This is a genomic window from 'Santalum album' aster yellows phytoplasma (assembly GCF_018283495.1).
Taxonomy (GTDB): Bacteria; Bacillota_I; Bacilli_A; order Acholeplasmatales; family Acholeplasmataceae; genus Phytoplasma; species Phytoplasma asteris.
Map to the genome: position 1 here is coordinate 17,795 of NZ_JAGVSK010000005.1, position 21,353 is coordinate 39,147.

Below are 21,353 nucleotides of genomic sequence, written 5' to 3' on the forward strand. Positions count from 1 at the left end.
TTAAACTTTTTTTAAAATTATAAATATTAATTAAATATCAATAAATCAATAAATAAAGATATAATAATCAATAATCAATAATCAAAATATTTAAGGAGTAATAAAATGAGTAAAAAAATACTTTATGGCAAAGAAGCAAGAAAAGCTTTATTACAAGGAGTAGATGCAATTGCAAATACTGTTAAAGTGACTTTAGGACCTAAAGGACGTAATGTTATTTTAGAAAAAGCCTATGATTCACCTGCTATTGTAAATGATGGTGTTTCTATTGCTAAAGAAATTGCATCAAAAAATCCTTATCAAAATATGGGATCAAAGTTAGTATATGAAGTAGCTTCCAAAACTAACGATAAAGCAGGAGATGGAACAACTACAGCAACTGTTTTGGCACAAAGTATGATTCATCGTGGGTTTGATGCAATTGATGCAGGAGCTAATCCTGTTTTAGTAAAAGAAGGAATTGAGTTAGCTGCATTAACAGTTGCCAAAAAACTTTTAGCTAAATCTAAAAAAGTAGACGCCCAAGAAGATATTCAAAATGTGGCTGCTGTTTCATCAGGTAGTCAAGAAATTGGTAAAATCATTGCCCAAGCGATGCAAAAAGTAGGAAAAGATGGAGTTATTAATGTTGATGAATCCAAAGGTTTTGAAACAGAATTAGAAGTTGTTGAAGGATTGCAGTACGATAAAGGATATGCTTCTCCTTATTTTGTCTCTGATAGAGAAAGTATGACAGTACAGTTAGAAAATGCGTTAGTTTTAGTAACTGATCATAAAATTAGTACTGTGCAAGAAATTGTACCTATTTTGGAAGAAGTAGTAAAAGCATCTAGACCTTTATTAATTGTAGCTGAAGCTGTGGAAAATGAAGTTTTAGGGGTTTTGGTAGCTAATAAATTAAGAGGAACTTTTAATGTAGTTGTAACTAATGCTCCTGGTTTTGGTGATAATCAAAAAGAAATGTTACAAGATATTGCAGTACTTACAAAAGCTAATTTTGTTTCTAAAGAACTTAATATGAAATTAGCAGATTTAAAAATAGATGATTTAGGCAATATCAATAAAGCTATTATTAAAAAAGATAATACTACTTTGATAAGTAATTCTAAAAGTCCTGAATTAGAAAAACGTATTCAAGTATTAAAAACTCAAATTAAAAATGCTACTTCTGATTATGAAACTAAAAATTTGCAAGAAAGATTAGCTAAATTATCAGGAGGAGTTGCCTTAATTAAAGTTGGGGCTGCAACTGATACTGAATTAAAAGATAAAAAATTACGTATTGAAGATGCTCTTAATGCTACTAAAGCTGCTATTACTGAAGGAATTGTAGTTGGTGGTGGAAAAGCTTTAGTTGAGGTTTATCAAGAATTAAAAGATACTTTGGTATCTGATAATAAAGAAGTACAACAAGGAATTGATGTAGTAGTACAAAGTCTTTTAGTACCTACTTATCAAATTGCTTATAATGCAGGATTTGTAGGCGAAGATGTAGTAAAACAACAACTTTTACAACCCTTAAATTTTGGGTTTAATGCTAAAGAAGGTAAGTATGTTTGTCTCTTAAAAGAAGGTATAATTGACCCTACTAAAGTAACTCGTCAAGCTGTTCTTAATGCTGCTTCTATCTCTGCTTTGATGATTACAACTGAGGCTGCTGTGGTAAGTTTGAAAGAAAATAAAGATAATAACTTTGATTTAGGAACACAAGAATAATTTTTTTATAACTAATAAAGCTTTATTTTTTTAATTATTATTTCCCATTTTTCCTTTTTTCATGTTAAAATAATAGTAGGTTTTGATTGTCTTTTAACTCTTTATTAGAAAACAACTCAAACCATATAATTATATAACGCAAGAAAGGAGAATAAACAATGCAAAATCAAAAAACTCAAAAATCTTTAGTTGCTAAAGTTTTAGTTTTATTTGCTGCTGTTGCTTTAATGTTTGTTGGCGTTCAAGTTTTTGCTGATGATCCACTAGATTTAGCCACTTTAAAATGTGACACCCCTCTTGAACTTACTGCTAATGATGCATCTAATGCAGACAAAGTTGTTACTCAATGGAGAGTTCAAAACACTTCATTGGATAAAAAAGTAACAAGAGATTCTGTAAAAGTACAAGTTATCAATAATCAAGTAAAAGTTACACCTGTAGATATCTCAGCTACAAGCGCTTTAAAAGGCGAAAAATTATTAGATTTAGTAGGCGTATGTGAATTAAATAAATTAACTTTAGGAACAAACAAAAAACTTACACTTACAGTTAAAGATGACAAAGTAGATGCAGAAGCTGGTTTAAAAGCTTTAAGAGAAGCTGGAGCTAAAGTTCCTGCAACTGTAACCAAAGACGACGTAACTTTCACAGTTAGTAAAGACAACAATGTTGATAAAGTTACTGTTGAAGCTGTAAATGGTAAAACTACTGTTTCAGGAAACGTTACCTTTGAATTTAATGTAGTTCAAAAACCTTTGTACAAAACAGTGTGGTTCTTAACATTAGTAGCTGTTGTAGTTGTTGCTGCCGTTGCTGGTGGTGTGTTTTTCTTTGTTAAAAAAAACAAAAAAAATAAATAATCTTATTTAATCATTATTTAAAAAGCTAGGTTTTTTAACCTAGTTTTTTTTATTTATCTTTATTATTAATAATAGTTTTTAGCAATAAAATAATCTTTATAAATACAATTATAATCAAAAATTATTATTAATAATAAAAAAGAATCAATTATAAGGTTTTATTTGGGAAAATTATTAAAAAATTATATAATATATATAATGGTTTTATTTTTTTTATCATCCCAAACCATAAATTAAATATTTATCAATTTATTTAACATCATAAAAAATTATTAAATTATTTAAATATAAACAATAAAAATTATAGTTATTATTATAAATTATCTTAATAAAAATATTAATTATCATAAATATTAATCTTTAATTATTAAATAATGAATAACTAAGGAAGCAAATGAAAGAAAATGTACAAAAACGGTTCTATTAAAATTGAATTAGCAAGCCCTCCTTTAACAGTAGGTAATCCCTTAAAAAATGCTTATAGTATGCAAAATGTTCTAAACAAAAGTAAAGCCAGTTTTGTTTTGTTCCCTGAACTTTGTTTAAGTAGTTATACAGCAGGAGATCTTTTTTTTGAAACTACTTTTTTAGAACAAAATTTTCAAGCTCTAGATTGGCTTTTAAAAAATAATTCTTTTGAAGGAGTCTATATTTTAGGCATGCCTCTTGCTTTGCATGAAGTTTTATTTAATGTAGCAGTTATCATTCAAAAAGATAAAATATTAGGAATAACCCCTAAAAAAACTATTCCCAATTATAAAGAATTTAGCGAAAAAAGATGGTTTCAATCAGGCAAAACCTGCGAATCCCAATACATCCAAATTTTGGGTCAAACAGTTCCTTTTGGAGATGTTTTATTTATTAATTCCCAATTTGATCTTATTTTTGGAGTAGAAATTTGTCAAGATTTATGGACTGTCTTTTCTCCTGGTGATCTACTTTCCTTAAACGGTGCTCATTTAATTTTTAATCCTTCTGCCTCAACCGATCACATAGGCAAACTTGATTTAAGAAAAAATGCTGTTCTTGATCATTCGCGCAAACAAATTGGAGGCTATTTTTACACTAGTAGCGGAATTACTGAATCTACTGTTGATAATTTATTTTCTAATCACAAAATGGCTGCTTTGTTAGGCGAAATGGTCGCCGAAAAAGATTTATTTAATCAAGATGTAAGTTTAGTAGTTGATGTTTGTGTTGATTTAATTAAATTTCAAAGAAGAATTGATACTACTTATGGTGACCAAAGAATAGGAAAACAACATCCTTTTTTAAAAGCTTATTTTGAACTCCAAGAAACGCCCCATTATCACTTTGAAAAACCAATTAATCAAACGCCTTTTATTCCTCAATCAAATGTTGCTTCGCATTTAAAATTGGCAAATGAAATCCAAGTATTAGCACTTAAAACTAAACTTAGCAATTTAAACGCCAAAATAATTGTAGAAATTACTGAAAATATTAATGATTTGTTAACTTTGGTAGTTGCTTTTCAAAGCTTTTCCTTGTTGCAAAAACCGTTAGAAGATTTCATTGTAATCCTAAATCCGCTTCTTTTTTCCAACCAAACTCATTATCAACTCCTCAAAGATTTTTTACAAACCAAAGGAGTTTGCCACATTTGTGAAAGTAGTTTTTTAAAGAAAAAAGATTTGTTAGCCTTTTTGGGGCTTGACAAAACTGATGCCACCACTAACACAACTAATCTAACTGATGCCACAAATGACACAAACTCAACAAATGAAATAAATGAAGCAAACGAAACAACCACTTTATTCAACGATATTAACAACATTTCTACTTTGTCAAACGAACTTGCTTCTTGTTCCAAAGACCTAGATCAAGTTTTTTTAAAGGAATTAGCTTCCCAAACACAAAAGTTTTTGTTGTTAGAAAATAATAATTTTTCGGATATGGCTTTAGGAAAAAACAATCCTCGTATTCATTACGACCACATTTATAATGTCAATGCTGGCGTTCCTAATGTTTTAGTCAAAGAATTATTACTTTATCATTTAGAAAAAAACTATTTACAAATTACACCTGCCTTAAAAAAATTATATCAAAAATTAGTGCAAGAAAACATCAATCAAAAATTAATTATGGAAGATTTTATTCTTTGTTGCCACATTAAAAAAGGTTTTACCAAAACTAAAATTGCTTGGTTTTTGCAAATTGCCTTTGATTTAAGTCCAGAAAAAAGCAATCAATTAGTTGTTTCATATCTAAAAACTTTTTATCAAAATCAATTTAAAAGACAAAATATGGCACCAGGTCCTAAAGTTTTAGAAAATAGTCTTTCGCCCAGAAACGAATTTTTGCTTCCTATTTATCTACAAAGACAAGAATAAAAAGCAATAAATCAAAGTTCTAAAAATATAAAATCCCAAAACACCCAAATCTCAAAACATCAATAAATATCATCAAAATAATAAATCAAAACACACACACATAACCAATTAAAAACAAAGAAAAGGAGCAAAAAATGACAAAAGTTGTTGTTGGTTTATCAGGCGGAGTTGATAGTGCCGTTGCTGCTTTTCTTTTAAAAAAACAAGGTTATTTGGTAGAAGCAGTTTTTATGCGTAATTGGGATAGCAATCTTAATTTTGATATCCAAGGCAATCCCACTTTAAATGACATATGCCCGCAAGAACTAGATTATAAAGATGCCTTAAAAGTGTCTGAACAACTAGGAATTAAGTTGCATCGTGTTGATTTTATTGAAGAATATTGGCAAAAAGTCTTTATGTCTTTTATCAAAGCCTTTGAAAACAATCTTACTCCGAATCCTGATATTTTGTGTAATAATGAAATTAAATTTAGAGCTTTTATTGAGTATGCAACAACAAAACTTGCCCCTCAATATATTGCTATGGGACATTATGCTAACATTATATATGAAACTTCTTCAGACCAAAAATTAGTTCCACGACTTGCTTGTGCTGTTGACCAAAACAAAGATCAAACTTATTTTTTATCACAACTAACAACTAAACAATTACAAAATATTTTGTTTCCTTTGGGCAATCTCACAAAACAAGAAGTACGCCAAATTGCTTTAGAAAATAATTTAATTAATGCCACTAAAAAAGATTCCACGGGGATTTGTTTTATTGGTGAAAGAAATTTTTTTCAATTTTTAAGCAACTATTTACCCGCTCAAAAAGGTGATATTAAAACTTTGGATGGGACTTTTTTAGCACATCATAAAGGAGTAATGTATTATACCATAGGGCAACGTAAAAATTTAGGTTTGGGTGATGTTCCCAGCCAAAAACCTTGGTTTGTCGTTGGCAAACACCTTCCAACTAACACTTTATACGTAGAACAAGGTAGCACACATCCTTATTTATACAGCGACAAAGCCTTAATTGGTGATATTGTTTGGCGCGGCAAAAAAACCAATTTGCACCTACAAGCCAAAATGCGCTACCGCCAACCCAATCAAGACGTTATTTTAACTTGGCTAGACCAAAACAACTTAGAAATTCATTATCCTCAAAAAATTAAAGCAGTAACTCCAGGGCAAATATTTGCTTTTTATGATAACAATATTTGTTGTGGGGCAGGCGTTATTAAAGAAGTTTATTTTCAAGGCACAAAAAGACTATACACTTAATTTATTTTTTGATTTCTTTTATTTTCTTTGCGTTTTTTTGCAAATCCTTAAAAAAGAAGGTGATAAGATGATTTTAGATTCCGATTTAACTTTAGAAAAAGATACATTATATCAAGATTTAATGGCTGTGATTTCCAAAAATATTCAAGATGCCACCATTTTGCAAAAAATTACTCAAGCCTATCTTTTTGCCAAAGAAAAACATCACGGACAAACACGTTTTACAGGAGAACCCTATATTATTCATCCCTGTGCAGTGACTAAAATTTTGGCACAATTAAACAGCGAACCCAATACTTTAATGGCAGGATTACTCCACGATGTTTTGGAAGACACTAATGCTACTATGCAAGATTTAACTTCTTTGTTTGGCGAAGACGTGGCTTATTTAGTTTATCGGGCAACTAAACTTACCAAAATTGCTTTTCACAAAAATCAAGGACATGCCGATAATCAACAAAAAATGTTTTTAGCAATGGCAAAAGATATTAGAGTTGTTATTGTAAAGATTGCTGACCGCTTGCACAATATGCAAACTTTAAATGCGATGTCTTCAGAAAAACAATTACGTATTGCCAAAGAAACCTTAGAAATTTACGCTCCTTTAACACATCGTTTAGGGCTTTTTGAAATTAAATCACAATTAGAAGATTTGTCTCTAAGATATGCTTTTCCTCAAGAATACTATCGTGTTTCTAATTTAATTCGGTTAAAAAAACAACAACGTGAAGAATCAATTACCAAAATTATCACCAATATTAAATCTCTTTTAGACAGCAACCAACTCAAAAATTACACTATTAAAGGGCGTGTCAAAAATATTTATAGTATTTATAAAAAAATTGTTAAAAGAAAAGTTAGTTTTGAAGAAATCTTTGACCTTTTAGCTATTCGAATTATTGTACCTACTGTGGATTTGTGTTATCAATGTTTAGGGATTATTCACGGTCATTTTTCGCCACTTCCCCTAAGATTTAAAGACTATATTGCAGTTCCTAAACCTAATCTTTATCAATCTTTGCATACAACTGTTTTAACTAAGGACGGCTCTTTGTTTGAAATGCAAATAAGAACTCAAGAAATGGATGAAATTGCTGAAAAAGGAATTGCTGCTCACTGGGCTTATAAAGAAAATAAAACTTATTCCCAAGAAGATAAACAACTAGAACTTGCCAAAAAATTAAGATGGTATCAAGAATTAGTTAAAATTACTATGGATGCCAAAAATCATCCCGAAGAAACACCCAAAGAATTTGTAGATTCTATTAAAAATGATATTTTAAGTGATAATGTCTATGTTTTTACTCCTACTCAAGAAGTATTTGAGCTTCCCAAAGGTTCTACCCCCATTGATTTTGCCTTTCGTATTCATTCCGCAGTAGGAAGCAAAATGACAGCAGCCATCATTAACGGGCAAATTGTACCAATTGATTATCAACTCAAAAATGGTGATATTATTTCGATTAAAACCAATAAAAATATTTTATCAGTTAATAAAGACTGGTTGCGCATGGTAAAAACAACGCATGCCAAAAGAAAAATTAAAGGTTTTTTAAAAAAAGATATCAAAGAAAATAAAACTGAATATTTAGCAGAGATTCAAAAAGGAAAAGATATTATTGAAAAAGAATTAACTGCCAATAAAATTGAACTTTCCTTGATTGATAATAATTTTGTCCAAAAACATTTTGAGCGTTACAATATTCAAACTCTTAATGATTTTTATTATGAAATTGCTAAAAAACAATTAAATCCTAAGTCAGTAATTAATAAATTGCTTGTTTTAGCCAAAGAAACTTTAAGTCAAAATATTTTACAAAAACAAATGGCAAAATCGCATAAAAAACTCAAACATCAAAGTGAGACAGGCGTTATTATTGAAGGTCTTAGAAATCCTAAATTAAAATTGGCAAGTTGTTGCACCCCTGTTTATAACGACGAAATCCTAGGATTTGTCACTAAAGGAAGAGGTATTATTGTGCATCGCAAGGAATGTAATAATTTAGCTCAATGTGATGAAAAAAGATTAATTACTGCTTCATGGCAACAAGACCCTACTATTGCTAAATATCCTGCTTGGATTAGTATTATTGCTTCTACCAAAGATACTTTAGTGCAACAAATTATTAATAAAATTAACAGTTTTAATGTAAGTATTTTAGAATTTAATGTTATTAATAAACAAAAATTAGAAACTATTATTAAGATTAGGGTTTTAATAGCTAATACTAAAGAATTAAATAATCTAATTACTAATTTATATAAAATTTCGCAAATTTATCAAATTCAAAGAATCAATAATTAAATAATTTATTATTTATAATGCAGACAATTATTTATTCCCCATTTATTTTATTTTACTCCATATATTAATGACACCTTATTAAAATTATTTTGTTTATTGTGTGTTTGTGCGTATTTTTTAAATCATTTTCATGTATTTTTTAAAGCTTTATTAGCACCAAAAATTAAAAAATATAAAATCTCCAACAACAAAAACCCAAAAAGCTTTATCAAAACTTTTATCCCAAAACAACAAAAAAATAACAAAAAAATAATCATCACAAAATTAAAACCCAACCCAACCCCAAAAGCAAAGGAGCCCAAAGATGTTTTCTAAAATTAAAGGTACTTATGATTTGATGTCAGATAAAATGGTTTGTTGGCAAAAAGTAGAAAATCACATTCGCACTTTGTTTGCCAAGTATCATTTGCAAGAAATAAGAACCCCTATAATTGAATATCGTGGTGTTTTTGATAGAGCAGCTCAACATTCAGAAATGGTTTCCAAAGAAACTTATACTTTTGCAGATAAAAAAGGACGTTTTATTACTTTGCGTCCCGAAGGAACTGCTGGTGTTATTCGTAGTTATGTGGAAAATAAATTAGATAAAACCTCACAATTACACAAGTTTTTTTATTATGGACCTTATTTTCGCTATGAAAGACCTCAAAAAGGACGCTATCGTCAATTTCATCAAGTAGGAGTAGAAATTTTAGGAAAATCAAGCCCTTTTTTAGATGTAGAAGTAATTGCTCTTGCCTATGAAACCCTCAAATCATTAGGGATTTGTGATATTACTGTGAAGATTAATTCTTTGGGATGTAAAACTACATACAATAATTATTTACAAGTTTTTAAAAACTATTTACAAACACACTATCAACAATTATGTCCTTTATGTCAAGAAAGATTTAAAAAAAATACTTTGCGTATTTGGGATTGTAAAAATTGTCACAACGAACCTTTTTTAAAGCAAGCACCACGCATTTTTGACCATCTTGTTGAGGACGCCAAAGTTCGTTTTTTACAAGTTTTAGAAGGGCTTAAACAAATGAATGTTAATTTTGAATTGTGTCATGATTTAGTCCGTGGACTTGATTATTATACTCATAGCGTTTTTGAAATTGTTTATAATAACGAACAAGGACATCAAGCAGTTTTAGGTGGGGGTGGTTGTTATGATAATTTAGTTACTTTATTTGGAGGAAACCCTTCGCCTGGTATTGGTTTTTCCTTAGGCATGGAACGTTTAATGTCGATTTTAGCCACTCATTCCTTTTGCAATAAAAATATCTTACCTTCTTTGGATGCCTTTATATTAGTTAGTGTGCCGCAATTTTTTTATCAAGGACTTGCACTTGCAACAACTCTCCGCCATCAAGGTTTTTCCGCCGATCTTAATTATCAGTTTTTATCTTTTTCCAAAAGTCTCAAACAAGCCTTAAAACAACAACCCCTTTATCTTTTAATTCTGGGACCAAAAGAATTTGACAACAATCAAATTACAATCAAAAATACTGACACCCAACAGCAAACCACCATATTGCAAAAAGATGTTGTTTCTTATTTTCAAAACAACAAGGAGTTAAATTAATTCATGAAAACTAAATATAGCCATTATAACAATCAATTACAACTTGCCCATCAAGGAAAAACAGTTTTTCTAAAAGGTTTTATTTTTCGTAAACGCAACTTAGGAAAAACTCTTTTTTTTGACTTACGTGATGTTTCTGGTATCGTTCAATTATTAGTTAAAGAAAATAATCCACAATACGACAAAATAGCTTTAATTAAATTAGAAACAGTCGTGCAAATTAAAGGTCAAGTAATTGAAAGAATCAATAAAAATCCTGATTTGCCAACTGGTGATATTGAAATTTTAGTATCTCATATTGAAATTTTAAGTGAGGCTCAAACCTTACCTTTAAATGTGTTTCAAAGTCAAGAAAGTTTAGAAGAAACCAGACTTAAATATCGTTATTTGGATTTAAGAAATCCTGAAGTTAAACATTTTTTGATTCAAAGACACCACATTACCCAAAGTATTCGTCAAACTCTTTTGAAAAATGATTTTTTAGAACTAGAAACTCCCATTTTATCTAAATCAACTCCTGAAGGAGCAAGAGATTATTTAGTGCCTTCCAGAATTTATCCAGGTAATTTTTATGCCCTTCCTCAATCTCCCCAACTTTTTAAACAATTATACATGATTGCAGGATTTGAAAGGTATTTTCAAGTAGCACGTTGTTTCCGCGATGAGGACCTCAGATCTGATAGACAACCTGAATTTAGTCAAATCGATATTGAAACATCTTTTTTAAATCAAGATGAAATTATGTCCTTAACAGAAGAAATTATAGTAGATTTATTTGCCAATATTTGGAAAAAACCACTTTCTCAACCCTTTTTAAGATTAACTTATCAACAAGCCTTTGAACTTTATGGTTCTGATAAACCAGATTTAAGGAATCCCCTTAAAATCACCGATTTTACTACTTTTTTTGATACTACCACTTGCCCCCAAAATATGTTTTCAGGCAACATTAAAGGCTTTAAAGTTTCTAAAACAGCAGTTTTGACACGCCGAAAACTAGATGAGTATCAATTGTTTTTTAGTAAACATTTTAACTTGAAATTGTTTTCTTTTGTTAAAAAAAATGATAAAATTATAGGTGGAATATCTCAATTTATTAAAGATGATTCTTTTTTAAAAAATGAAGAAATTTGTTTTGTCGTTTCTGGCACAAAAGACATTATGCACAAAGCTTTAGGTATTTTTCGCACCAAACTAGCCCTTGATTTATCTTTGGTTGATACAACTCAAGAAGCGTTATTATGGATTGTTGATTTTCCTTTGTTTGAAACTACTCAAGAAGACCTGCTCCAACCAGATCTTACTTTGGAAAACTCAAATACTTCCAATCGTCTTTATTCTTTGCATCATCCTTTTACTGCTCCTTGTGATATTGCCATTTTGAAAAGCAATCCTCAAAAAGCTCTTGCCAAAACCTATGATTTAGTTTGGAACGGCTACGAAGTGGGTGGTGGTTCGTTAAGAATTAACAATCCCCAAACGCAAGAATTAATTTTTAGTCTTTTAGGATTTTCACAAGAAGAAGTGCAAACTCGTTTTGGTTTTTTAGTTGAAGCCCTTAAATACGGCACCCCACCTCATGGAGGACTTGCCCTAGGTCTTGATCGTCTTGTGATGTTGTTTACCAAAACCAACAATATCAAAGATGTTATTGCTTTTCCTAAAACCCAAAGTGCCAAAGATTTGATGTTAGAAGCTCCCAGCGCAGTTGACCAAGAACAACTCAACACCCTAAAACTCAAATTCAAATGCAATTGTAATTAAGGATGTTTCATGAAAACTATCAAACTTGCTTGTAGTCTAGATGCCAATCAAACCTATATTATAGCTGTAAGTGGCGGCGTTGATTCAATGGCTTTACTTCATTGTTTGGTGGCACAAAAAATAAAACTGCAAGTTGTGCATTTCAACCATTTAGCGCGCCCTAATGCTTGGAAAGATAAAGAATTAGTCCAAAGTTATTGCCTGCAAAACTCCCTTTGTTTCCATTATTTTGAACTTAACTGCCCCCAAAAAAACTTTCAAACCCAAGCACGTTTATTAAGACAACAAAAATTAATGCAAATAGCTACAAAGCACCAAACTCCTTTTATTTTAACAGCCCATCATTTAGATGATTTGGCAGAAACTATTTTACAAAAAATAACTAGAAGCAGCACTTTGCTAGGTTATAGTGGCATGCAGATCCAAACTTCTTGGCAAGATTTCATTTTTTTAAAACCTTTTTTATACGTGCCCAAAGCCAAAATCATAAGTTATGCTGCTTTTTACCAAATCCCTTTTTTGGAAGATTACACCAATCAAAACTTCACTTATCAAAGAAACCAAATCAGGCACCAAGTTATTCCTTACTTAAAAACCCAAACTAGTTTTTTGCAAAATATCCCAAAATACCAACAAACTCTTTTGCAAGCCTATAATTTTATTCGCAAACAAACTCTTTTATTTCTTATAAAACACACAAATCATAGTTGTAACTCACCAAACTCTTTTGCGCTTGCACCTTTTTTAAACCTTGATTTAGTTATTCAAAAAGATATCATTTTATTATTATTAGAACAACAAAATATTACTAAAAGTTTTATTTTTATCCAAAATATCATCAAAGGCATTAACAATCCTTATAAGCCTAATTTATCTTGGCATCTTAATTTTGAGTGGCATTTAATTAAAGATTACAAGCACATTACATTAATGAGTCCTGCACCACCACTTTCCTTTGCTTTGTCAAAACCTTTGTTGTGTGTTTCTACATGTAATCTTTGTCTTGCTTGCATTTCTCCTTCGTTACAATCCCTCAATTATAATCCTCAAAAAGTTAGTTTTCCTTTAAAAGTGCGTTTGCGCCAACCAAAAGACACATTAAAATTTAGTTTTGGCACTAAAAAATTGAAAAAATTTTTAATTGAAAAAAAAGTGCCCCTTACTCAAAGAAATAATTTATGGTTAGTAGTAGACAATCTAGACAATATTTTATTTATTCCTCACTTATATATCAACCTAACTTTAGGAAACCAATCCAAGATTTATTTAGCTTTTAAAAACTTTTTTACTTCTTCAAATTGTTTTTCTCAAACAAATTAAAAATGAGAATCCAAAAAAATAAATGCAGAAATTACATCCATCCCAAATTAAACTCCAAAAATTAAAATATTTGATTTCAATGTTTAACTCAAAGATAATTTCTTGCAAGAAAGGTTAATTTATGTCATTTTTTGATAAAATTTTTAAAAAATTCAATATGGGCGTCCTTTATTTTGCTTTAATTTTAATAGTTGCCACTTTTATTTATTGTTATTTTACTAAGAATGCAAAAAAAGATAACAATACATTTGATGAACTTGCAAAAGATAACAAAATTGAAAAAATTATTTATGAACCTCACTATTTTAATTCATATTTTTGTAATGTTGTAGTTACTACTACAGACGGTAAAGAAATTGATTTTTTTAATATTCCTTGTGAAAAAGTATTTGACAAAAAACCAAACCCCAAATATAAAATTGATTCTGTAGATCCTAGACCTTGGAATGGTTATGAACCTGTTGTTTGGGTATTTAGACAATGTTTAACAATGTTAATTTTTTACTGTTTTTTTCTCTTTTTTGCCGATACTATCAAACAAATGGGACAAGAAATTTTGGCATCAGCCCCTGGTAAAAAAGGTTCTAAAAGTCGCAAAGTTATTATCAATCAAAAAAGATTTACTTTTTCAGATGTAGCAGGAGCTGATGAAGAAAAAGAAGAAATGTCAGAATTGATTGACTTTTTAAAAAACCCGCGCAAATACGCTGCTATGGGAGCAAGAATTCCTAAAGGAGTTTTGTTGTATGGACCTCCAGGTACAGGAAAAACCTTACTTGCCAAAGCAGTTGCAGGTGAGGCAGGCGTTCCTTTTTTTGCTGCTTCAGGTTCTGATTTTGATGAAGTTTATGTAGGCGTTGGTGCTTCACGTGTCAGAGATCTTTTTAAAGAAGCTCAACTGGCAGCTCCTTGTATCGTTTTTATCGATGAAATTGATGCAGTTGCTAGAAAAAGAGGCTTCAATATTGGTGGGAGTAACAGTTCTGAACAAACCTTAAACCAACTTTTAGTAGAGATGGACGGCTTTAACCAAAAAATGGGTGTTATTGTTATTGCAGCTACTAACCAACCCGAAGCTCTTGACTCAGCTATTTTGCGTCCTGGACGTTTTGACCGTCACTTTAATATTACTTTACCAAATGTTAAAGACCGTGAAGCTATCTTAAAATTACATGCAAGTAATAAAAAACTTTCAGAAGAAATTAGTTTAGAAGAATTAGCTAAACAAACCCCAGGTTTTAGTGGTGCTCAATTAGAAGGCACCTTAAACGAAGCTGCTTTATTAGCTGCTAGAAGAAATGCTACTTTTATCAATAAAAAAGATATCAGCGAAGCTTTAGACCGTATTTTAATTGGACCTGCTAAAAAATCTAAAAAATACAATGACAAAGAAAAACGTATGGTAGCTTACCACGAAGCAGGACATGCTGTTATTGGAATTAAAATTCCTTTTGCCCAAATAGTGCAAAAAATCACCATTATTCCCCGCGGAAACGCAGGTGGATACAACTTAATGCTTCCTCAAGAAGAAACTTTTTTTTCTTCCAAAAAAACCCTATTAGCCCAAATTACTTCCTTTCTGGGCGGACGTGTTGCCGAAGAATTAATGTTTGACGACGTTTCTAACGGCGCTTACAACGATTTTAAACACGCTACGCAAATAGCTAAACTGATGGTAACTAAATACGGCATGAGTGATTTAGGACCAGTGCAATATTCAGGAAATACTTTCCAAAATGATTTTTCTGATCCTAAAGGTTTAGAAATTGACCAACAAATTCAAAAAATTATTGCTAATTGTTATCAACAAGCCAAACAAATTATTCAAGAAAACCAAGATTTGCTTGACACAATCGCTAAATATTTACTTGAAATTGAAACTCTTAATAAAAGAGATATTGATGAAATTGTAACTACAGGAAAAATTGCTTGGTGGGAAAAAGAAAAAGAAGAAGCCAACAGCCCAACCCAACCAACTTCTCACATGCCTGCCAACAACGAAACAACTAGCACTGATACAACTCCTTTAAATGATGAATTGAAAACAACAACCAATTTAGACAACCAAGAATCAAACGAATCAAATCCAAACAATAAGGAAAAAACTTCTCCAGAAGTTGTGTCAACAGATTCCGAATAAATCCAAAACCAATCTATTTTTTCATTTCTAAAAATAGTTTTTTGCAAAAACCAAAAATATCTTTACAATTAACACCAATTTTAAGTTTGATTAGAGTTGGTGTTCGTTATGATAATTTAAATTGATCACCAATGCTTTTTCTTGATTTTTTAACCTTTTTATTATTTTTTATTTATTTTTGAAATCCAATTCTTTTACTACATTTTTTTAACTTTTAGAAAACAAGGCCTTTTAAATGAATGAAAAAAAAGAGTTTCTTATTTCTGCAAGTGAGGCATTTCAACGTTTAGATCATTTTTTATTGACTCACATTAATTTAAATAAAAGTCAATGTCAAAAATTAATTTTGGTACAACAAGTTTTGGTCAACTCCAAACCTGCGAAAAAAAGTTATTTGCTCAAAGCCCAAGACCTCATTACAGTTATTATCCCTCAAACTCAAGAATCTGTTAATTTACAAACTCCTCAAAATCTTAATTTAGACATCATTTACGAAGACCCCTATTTAGCAGTTATTAATAAACCTGACAATTTGGTAGCACACCCTTCTTTAAGTTTTCAAGAAACAACCTTAGTTAATGGCTTGTTGTACCAATTTGCAACTTTAAGTCATGTAGATACCCAAAGACCTGGTATCGTGCATAGACTTGACAAAAATACTACTGGTTTATTAATTATTGCCAAAAATAATGATGTAAGCGACAAACTACAAATTGCGTTCCAACAAAGAAAAATTACCAAAATCTATTGGGCTTTAATTGAAGGTTTTTTAGAAGATCAAGGCACTATCAAACTGCCTATTGGAAGAAATCCTCATAATCGATTAAAAATGCAAGTTATTCCAGACGGTAAAACTGCTGTTACTCATTTTAAAACTTTGCAACGTTTTTCTCACTTTTCTTTGATGGAATTTAATTTGGAAACAGGAAGAACTCATCAACTAAGAGCACATTTTTCCTTCCTCAAACGTCCTATTATAGGAGATCTACTTTATGGTTCATCACACCATATTACTCCTTTAGGTCAATTTTTGCATGCCAAAATGTTAAAATTCAACCACCCTATCACCAATCAAAATCTTATTTTAGAAGCACCCTTACCTGCTAATTTTGAAAAACTTTTACAATCTCTTAACAACTCCAATTAATGCTTTAAACTTTTTTATCTTTACTTTATCATTTGTGTTTTAAACTTTTTATTTTTTTCACCCACTTTCCAATTTTACAATCATTTAAATTAAAAAAACAATAAACAAGGAATTATTTATGATTAAAATTAATAATCTTTCGAAAACTTTTTTCCTTAAAAAAGAAAAACTTCCAGTTTTACAAAACATTTCACTTGCAGTTTTGAAAGGCGAAATCTTTGGGTTAGTAGGAACTTCGGGTTCTGGCAAAACTACTTTATTAAAAATTATGAATGGATTTATGTTGCCTGATAAAAATGCTAATTCTTCCATGCAAAAAGCTTTTAGTCATCTAGAAAGTGCTATGATTTTTCAAAATTTTAATCTTTTGAGTAATTTAAATGTTTTTGAAAATGTGGCTCTTCCTTTAGAAATAAGAAGCACTCCCGAAGAACAAATTACTACTAAAGTAAATAAAATGCTAGATTTTGTAGGACTTTGCCAATTTGCAACTGCCTATCCTAAAACGCTTTCGGGCGGACAAAAACAACGTGTAGCCATTGCACGTGCCTTAGTTTACGAGCCTAAAATTATTTTTTGTGACGAGCCTACTTTTGCCCTGGATGAAATGACAAGTCAAGAGATTTTGAAGTTATTGCAAACAACCAATCAAAAACTAAAAACTACCATTGTTTTGGTTTCTCATAATGTTGCAGTAATTAAAAGTTTGTGCCATCGTGTAGCTATTTTGGAGCAAGGAAAATTAGCTAATATTGCTACCCTTAATCCTTCTTGTAAATTTGAAGCTACTTCTTATCAAAACATTTTTATCTAAATTTTATCCTTTTTCTTATCCTTTTTTATCATACAAATGTTTTTGTCCAACAAAATATTAATAAATAAAATCACTTAGAAAGAAAACACATTACATGTTTGAACTTTCTTCTTTATCTTCCAAAACTAAAAAAAATCTATTATTTGCCTTATTAACTATTTCTCTTTTGTGTAATTTGCTTTTGGGTTATTTTCTTTGGGATGCTAAAAAATCTTTAGCTCATACCCCTTCCAACCAAAAAAACCATAAATTAACAGTAGCAACTGCTCTGCCAACTATTAAATATTTTTTAGAAGAATATGCCAAAGACCGTTTAAAAGAATACAATATTGATTTAGATGTTCAATATATAAGTTCTAGATTTAAACAAACCAATGAATTACTTTTAAACAAAAAAGTTGATGCTAAATTAGACGCTCATGTACATGATTTAAATATTTTTAATAAAGAAAATCCAAATATTCCAGATCAAGATAAATTAACGTTTATCCAAGTAGTTTATTTAGCTAAATTTGGGCTTTTTGCTAAACCTAATCCTTTTAATAATTTAGAAGGAATTGAAAGAAAAAAACATCCTAACAACCTTAAAATTTTGATTCCACAAGACAATTTTCAACGTTCTTTAGCTTTGCGCGTGTTGCAAGAATTAAAAATTATTGAAGAAAAAAACCCAAAACGCACTCTTAGCACTGAAGAACAATTTAATTTAAAAACTACAGATTTTCAACATACTAATTTATATCCTGACATAGAATACACTACTGAATCGGATTTAATGACAATTACATCTAGATTTCTTGCTTCTAATGATTTTGATTTATGTCTTAATTATCCTACTCTTATGGGATTGGGAATAAATAATGTTATATCACTAGGAATAATGCAAAAACCCACTAATTTAGATGATATTATTTATTCTTATACCATTTCTTTAGTGACTACTAACAATAATAAAAATAACTGGAAAATTAAAATTTTACAAGATATTTTAAAAGAAGAAGAAGCTATTGCATATATGGGAAACAGCCAATTTGCAACCAATTTTTATATGATTCCAAGACAAGAAGTTAAACAAATAAGTAAAAACATTAAAGATAAATATTTAGGCAAAACAGGCGCTGCTCCTGCTTCTAATTAATGGAAAAACTCAATGGAAAATAATATTTTTATTCGTTTGTGGAATGTTTTAGCTAAAAATCAATTGGTATGGAATGGTTTTAAAGAAACTCTTAAAATTACTTTAATAGGTTGTTTTATTGCTTTTTTTCTAGGGCTTATTTTAGGAGTTTTATTATATTTATTCAAAATACAAAAACATTATAAAAGATATTGGATTTTAAATAGTTTGATGAATTTTTTCATTTCTACTCCTTTTTTAATCTTAATTGTTTTATTACTAAAATTAATTTTAATCCCTTATTTTCGCATGGGTTATGGCTTTGGTACTGCCCTTTTTTTCTTAGTCTTAGCTATTGCTCCTCTTTTTGCTCGTCATTGCGAACAAGTTTTTTTAACTACTAATCCAGAATTATACCAAACATCATTTAGTTTTGGAGCAACTAAATTTCAATTTGTGACTAAATTTTTGTTAACAGAAACCCGTTCTGATATCATTTTAAAACTAGCTTCTCTTTTTATCACTTCCCTTGCTTATTCTTCTGTTTTGCAAATTGTAGGGCATCAAGGTATTGCAGCAGTGGCAATTGATAATGGCTATAACGGACATTATGATTTTGAACCCTTTTTTACTCGCTTTGATTTAATTATAGTATCTGTTTTGCTTACCTTTATTTTAACTCAAACAGTTTATTTTTTAGGAAATCGCATTGCTTTTGCCCTTGATAAACGCTAATTACATCCATTTTTTACCAAATTTTTTCCTCTCACCAACTTTTTTATCATTTTTTTCCACAATTTAGTCTTTTTTTTCATCAAATAAAGTAAAATAAGGTATAATACTCTTGTGGATAATATGAAATTAATTATAGCTATCGTTTCTAGTCGCGATGCTAACAAAGTACAACAATCTTTAATAGAAAATAGTTTTTTTACAACTAGATTAGCTACTAAAGGAGGTTTTTTAAAAGAAGCTAATGCAACTTTTATTTTAGGAGTCAAAGAAGAACAAGTACTCAAAGCTTTAGAAATTATAAAAGCCCATTCTCATAAAAAAACTCAAATGATTCCAAACAATATCATCAATGAGTTTAGTGCTTATAATTCTTTTCCTACCGAAGTTTCTGTGGGCGGAGCAACGATTTTTGTTCTTGATGTGGGCCAGTTTTTAAAAGTTTAACATTAATTAATAATTTTTATCAAACCTAAAACCTATCAAATTCAACCAAATTTAAATTAAAAAAAGGAGTTTTTACGTGGCATTAACCAAAGAACAAAAACAAGAAATCATTAAACAAAATTCACGTTTTGCAAAAGACACAGGTTCATCTGAAGTTCAAATTGCTATTTTATCAGCAGAAATCAAACAATTAAGTGAACATTTAAAACAACACCCTCACGATTTTCACTCTAAAAGAGGTTTGTTTATGAAAAACAGCAAAAGACGTAATTTAGTAAAATATTTAGCAAACCAAAATTAATAATTCAAATATCACAGCTTTTGTGGTATTTTTTTATTTTTATTTCCTTGCATTTAATTTACTCAAACCAACCCCAACCCCCAAAAATTACTTACACACACACGCAACTAAACGCATAACAAAGTTAAAAAGGAGACAACAAGGAAAAATATGAAAGGTTTATTAGTTTTATATGACGGATTTGAGGATTGTGAGGCTTTAGTCACAAGAGCTTTATTAAATCGCGTAGCCCTTCCTTTAACAATTGCAACTCTAAATCCTCAATTAGAAGTTATGTCTTCTAGCGGGCTTTGTGTAAAAGCAGATGCCAATTTAGCTACTATTAATCCTTTAGAATACGATTTTTTAGTTATTCCTGGAGGACCTTACGTAGCGCAAATTATTGAAAAAGAAACTTTTTTATTAAAATTAATTCAAAAATTTGTTGATGCTAATAAAGTTATTGGAGCTATTTGTTCCGCTCCCATGTTTCTAGGCAAACTAGATTTATTAAAAAATCACCCTTTTACTTGCTTTCCTTCTTGTAATCATTTTATTGAAGGTACTTATTTGCCAGACCAAAAAGCTGTTATTAGTGATAAATTTGTAACTTCGCGTTCTCCTATAACCGTCTTTGACTTTGTTTTTGCTTTAGTAGAAGTGCTGAAAGGCAAAGCTTTTGCTTTTGCTTTTAAAAATTCCCTTAATGTTTAGTAAATTTGGGACTTTTTATTTGTATATAAAAAATATCAAAATTATCTGATAACCATCCAACCATTATCCTCTTTTTTCAATTTTTTTTACACAATTTATGCATTCTTTTTTAAAAAAAGTTGACAAAATGATTTTTTTTAATTGACTTAATGACATTATTTTAGTAAAATATTAATAGAATATTGAAAATAAAAAATTACTATTTCATAATAATTAAGACTATTTCATATCTAAATTACAAAAGATTTCATAACTCTTTTGTTTTTGTCGCTTTCAAACAAAACACAAATACACACATAAAATTAATCACTATTTTTTCATTAATAATAAGGAGAAAATTCCATGAAAGAACAATTGCAACCAAAAAACAATCAAAAAACTTTAATGGCTAATAAAACAACAGTAAAACCTAAATGGTACCTAGTAGATGCTAAGGGCAAAACCCTAGGCAGATTAGCTACCAAAGTGGCTTCCATTTTAAAAGGAAAACACAAAACACATTACACGCCACACGTAGACAATGGCGATTATGTTATTGTTGTAAATGCTGCCTATATTCATTTAACTGGCAAAAAATGGCAACAAAAAACTTACTACAAACATTCAGGTTATCCAGGTGGTTTAACTAAAATTGTAGCTTCAGAAATGATGCGTAAATTTCCTACAAGAATGGTTGAAAAAGCAATTTTAGGAATGGTTCCTCATACTAAATTAGGTTCACAAATTGGTAAAAAATTATTTGTTTATGCCGAACAAAACCACAATCACCAAGCGCAACAACCAGAAAGTTTAGAGGCTTAAT

At 29.9% G+C, this 21,353-nt stretch carries 17 protein-coding genes; all 17 read left to right on the forward strand.

Going from position 1 to position 21,353, the window contains the following annotated elements; translation table 11 throughout:
• The first annotated feature begins 105 nt into the window (after positions 1-105).
• The 17 genes from groL to rplM all read left to right on the forward strand — a co-directional run bounded on the left by groL (position 106) and on the right by rplM (position 21,352).
• A complete protein-coding gene (gene groL / locus KE631_RS01515; protein WP_212509113.1) occupies positions 106-1,716 on the forward strand; it encodes a chaperonin GroEL in 1,611 nt (536 codons plus the stop codon).
• A 158-nt stretch (positions 1,717-1,874) separates the two neighbouring features.
• A complete protein-coding gene (locus KE631_RS01520; protein ID WP_212509114.1) occupies positions 1,875-2,576 on the forward strand; it encodes a hypothetical protein in 702 nt (233 codons plus the stop codon).
• A gap of 404 nt (positions 2,577-2,980) precedes the next feature.
• The gene (locus KE631_RS01525; RefSeq protein WP_212509115.1) at positions 2,981-4,927 is read left to right on the forward strand and encodes an NAD+ synthetase; all 1,947 of its coding nucleotides are present in this window, start codon (positions 2,981-2,983) and stop codon (positions 4,925-4,927) included.
• A 107-nt stretch (positions 4,928-5,034) separates the two neighbouring features.
• Positions 5,035-6,198: a tRNA 2-thiouridine(34) synthase MnmA gene (gene mnmA, locus KE631_RS01530; protein WP_308507129.1), complete on the forward strand. Its 1,164-nt coding sequence runs from the start codon at positions 5,035-5,037 to the stop codon at positions 6,196-6,198.
• 67 nt (positions 6,199-6,265) lie between these two features.
• Entirely contained in the window at positions 6,266-8,503 is a 2,238-nt protein-coding gene (locus tag KE631_RS01535; protein ID WP_212509117.1) for a RelA/SpoT family protein, read from the forward strand.
• A 304-nt stretch (positions 8,504-8,807) separates the two neighbouring features.
• Positions 8,808-10,076 (forward strand): histidine--tRNA ligase, encoded by a 1,269-nt coding sequence (hisS, locus tag KE631_RS01540; RefSeq protein WP_212509118.1) that lies wholly within the window; start codon positions 8,808-8,810, stop codon positions 10,074-10,076.
• Between the two features lie 3 nt (positions 10,077-10,079).
• Positions 10,080-11,840, forward strand: coding sequence for an aspartate--tRNA ligase (gene aspS / locus KE631_RS01545; RefSeq protein WP_212509119.1), 1,761 nt, complete (start codon positions 10,080-10,082; stop codon positions 11,838-11,840).
• 9 nt (positions 11,841-11,849) lie between these two features.
• Complete coding sequence (gene tilS / locus KE631_RS01550; protein ID WP_212509120.1) at positions 11,850-13,160, forward strand: tRNA lysidine(34) synthetase TilS; 1,311 nt, start codon at positions 11,850-11,852, stop codon at positions 13,158-13,160.
• A gap of 121 nt (positions 13,161-13,281) precedes the next feature.
• On the forward strand, positions 13,282-15,300 hold the full coding sequence (gene ftsH, locus KE631_RS01555; protein ID WP_212509121.1) for an ATP-dependent zinc metalloprotease FtsH: 2,019 nt from the start codon (positions 13,282-13,284) through the stop codon (positions 15,298-15,300).
• A 235-nt stretch (positions 15,301-15,535) separates the two neighbouring features.
• Positions 15,536-16,447: an RluA family pseudouridine synthase gene (locus KE631_RS01560; RefSeq protein WP_212509122.1), complete on the forward strand. Its 912-nt coding sequence runs from the start codon at positions 15,536-15,538 to the stop codon at positions 16,445-16,447.
• A 118-nt stretch (positions 16,448-16,565) separates the two neighbouring features.
• Positions 16,566-17,261: an ATP-binding cassette domain-containing protein gene (locus KE631_RS01565; protein WP_212509123.1), complete on the forward strand. Its 696-nt coding sequence runs from the start codon at positions 16,566-16,568 to the stop codon at positions 17,259-17,261.
• Positions 17,262-17,355: 94 nt separating this feature from the next.
• On the forward strand, positions 17,356-18,399 hold the full coding sequence (locus KE631_RS01570; RefSeq protein ID WP_212509124.1) for a MetQ/NlpA family ABC transporter substrate-binding protein: 1,044 nt from the start codon (positions 17,356-17,358) through the stop codon (positions 18,397-18,399).
• Between the two features lie 12 nt (positions 18,400-18,411).
• On the forward strand, positions 18,412-19,113 hold the full coding sequence (locus KE631_RS01575) for an ABC transporter permease subunit (RefSeq protein ID WP_212509125.1): 702 nt from the start codon (positions 18,412-18,414) through the stop codon (positions 19,111-19,113).
• A gap of 120 nt (positions 19,114-19,233) precedes the next feature.
• Entirely contained in the window at positions 19,234-19,557 is a 324-nt protein-coding gene (locus KE631_RS01580; protein WP_212509143.1) for a cyclic-di-AMP receptor, read from the forward strand.
• Between the two features lie 76 nt (positions 19,558-19,633).
• Positions 19,634-19,858, forward strand: a complete 225-nt coding sequence (gene rpsO / locus KE631_RS01585) for a 30S ribosomal protein S15 (protein WP_034172201.1) — start codon at positions 19,634-19,636, stop codon at positions 19,856-19,858.
• A 150-nt stretch (positions 19,859-20,008) separates the two neighbouring features.
• Positions 20,009-20,551, forward strand: coding sequence for a DJ-1/PfpI family protein (locus KE631_RS01590; protein ID WP_212509126.1), 543 nt, complete (start codon positions 20,009-20,011; stop codon positions 20,549-20,551).
• Between the two features lie 342 nt (positions 20,552-20,893).
• A complete protein-coding gene (gene rplM / locus KE631_RS01595; RefSeq protein ID WP_212509127.1) occupies positions 20,894-21,352 on the forward strand; it encodes a 50S ribosomal protein L13 in 459 nt (152 codons plus the stop codon).
• Position 21,353 lies beyond the last annotated feature (1 nt).

Coding starts and splice junctions, on each gene's coding strand:
- groL (WP_212509113.1), top strand. CDS start 106: ATGAGTAAAAAAATACTTTATGGCAAAGAAGCAAGAAAAGCTTTATTA.
- KE631_RS01520 (WP_212509114.1), top strand. CDS start 1,875: ATGCAAAATCAAAAAACTCAAAAATCTTTAGTTGCTAAAGTTTTAGTT.
- KE631_RS01525 (WP_212509115.1), top strand. CDS start 2,981: ATGTACAAAAACGGTTCTATTAAAATTGAATTAGCAAGCCCTCCTTTA.
- KE631_RS01535 (WP_212509117.1), top strand. CDS start 6,266: ATGATTTTAGATTCCGATTTAACTTTAGAAAAAGATACATTATATCAA.
- hisS (WP_212509118.1), top strand. CDS start 8,808: ATGTTTTCTAAAATTAAAGGTACTTATGATTTGATGTCAGATAAAATG.
- aspS (WP_212509119.1), top strand. CDS start 10,080: ATGAAAACTAAATATAGCCATTATAACAATCAATTACAACTTGCCCAT.
- tilS (WP_212509120.1), top strand. CDS start 11,850: ATGAAAACTATCAAACTTGCTTGTAGTCTAGATGCCAATCAAACCTAT.
- ftsH (WP_212509121.1), top strand. CDS start 13,282: ATGTCATTTTTTGATAAAATTTTTAAAAAATTCAATATGGGCGTCCTT.
- KE631_RS01560 (WP_212509122.1), top strand. CDS start 15,536: ATGAATGAAAAAAAAGAGTTTCTTATTTCTGCAAGTGAGGCATTTCAA.
- KE631_RS01565 (WP_212509123.1), top strand. CDS start 16,566: ATGATTAAAATTAATAATCTTTCGAAAACTTTTTTCCTTAAAAAAGAA.
- KE631_RS01570 (WP_212509124.1), top strand. CDS start 17,356: ATGTTTGAACTTTCTTCTTTATCTTCCAAAACTAAAAAAAATCTATTA.
- KE631_RS01575 (WP_212509125.1), top strand. CDS start 18,412: ATGGAAAATAATATTTTTATTCGTTTGTGGAATGTTTTAGCTAAAAAT.
- KE631_RS01580 (WP_212509143.1), top strand. CDS start 19,234: ATGAAATTAATTATAGCTATCGTTTCTAGTCGCGATGCTAACAAAGTA.
- KE631_RS01590 (WP_212509126.1), top strand. CDS start 20,009: ATGAAAGGTTTATTAGTTTTATATGACGGATTTGAGGATTGTGAGGCT.
- rplM (WP_212509127.1), top strand. CDS start 20,894: ATGAAAGAACAATTGCAACCAAAAAACAATCAAAAAACTTTAATGGCT.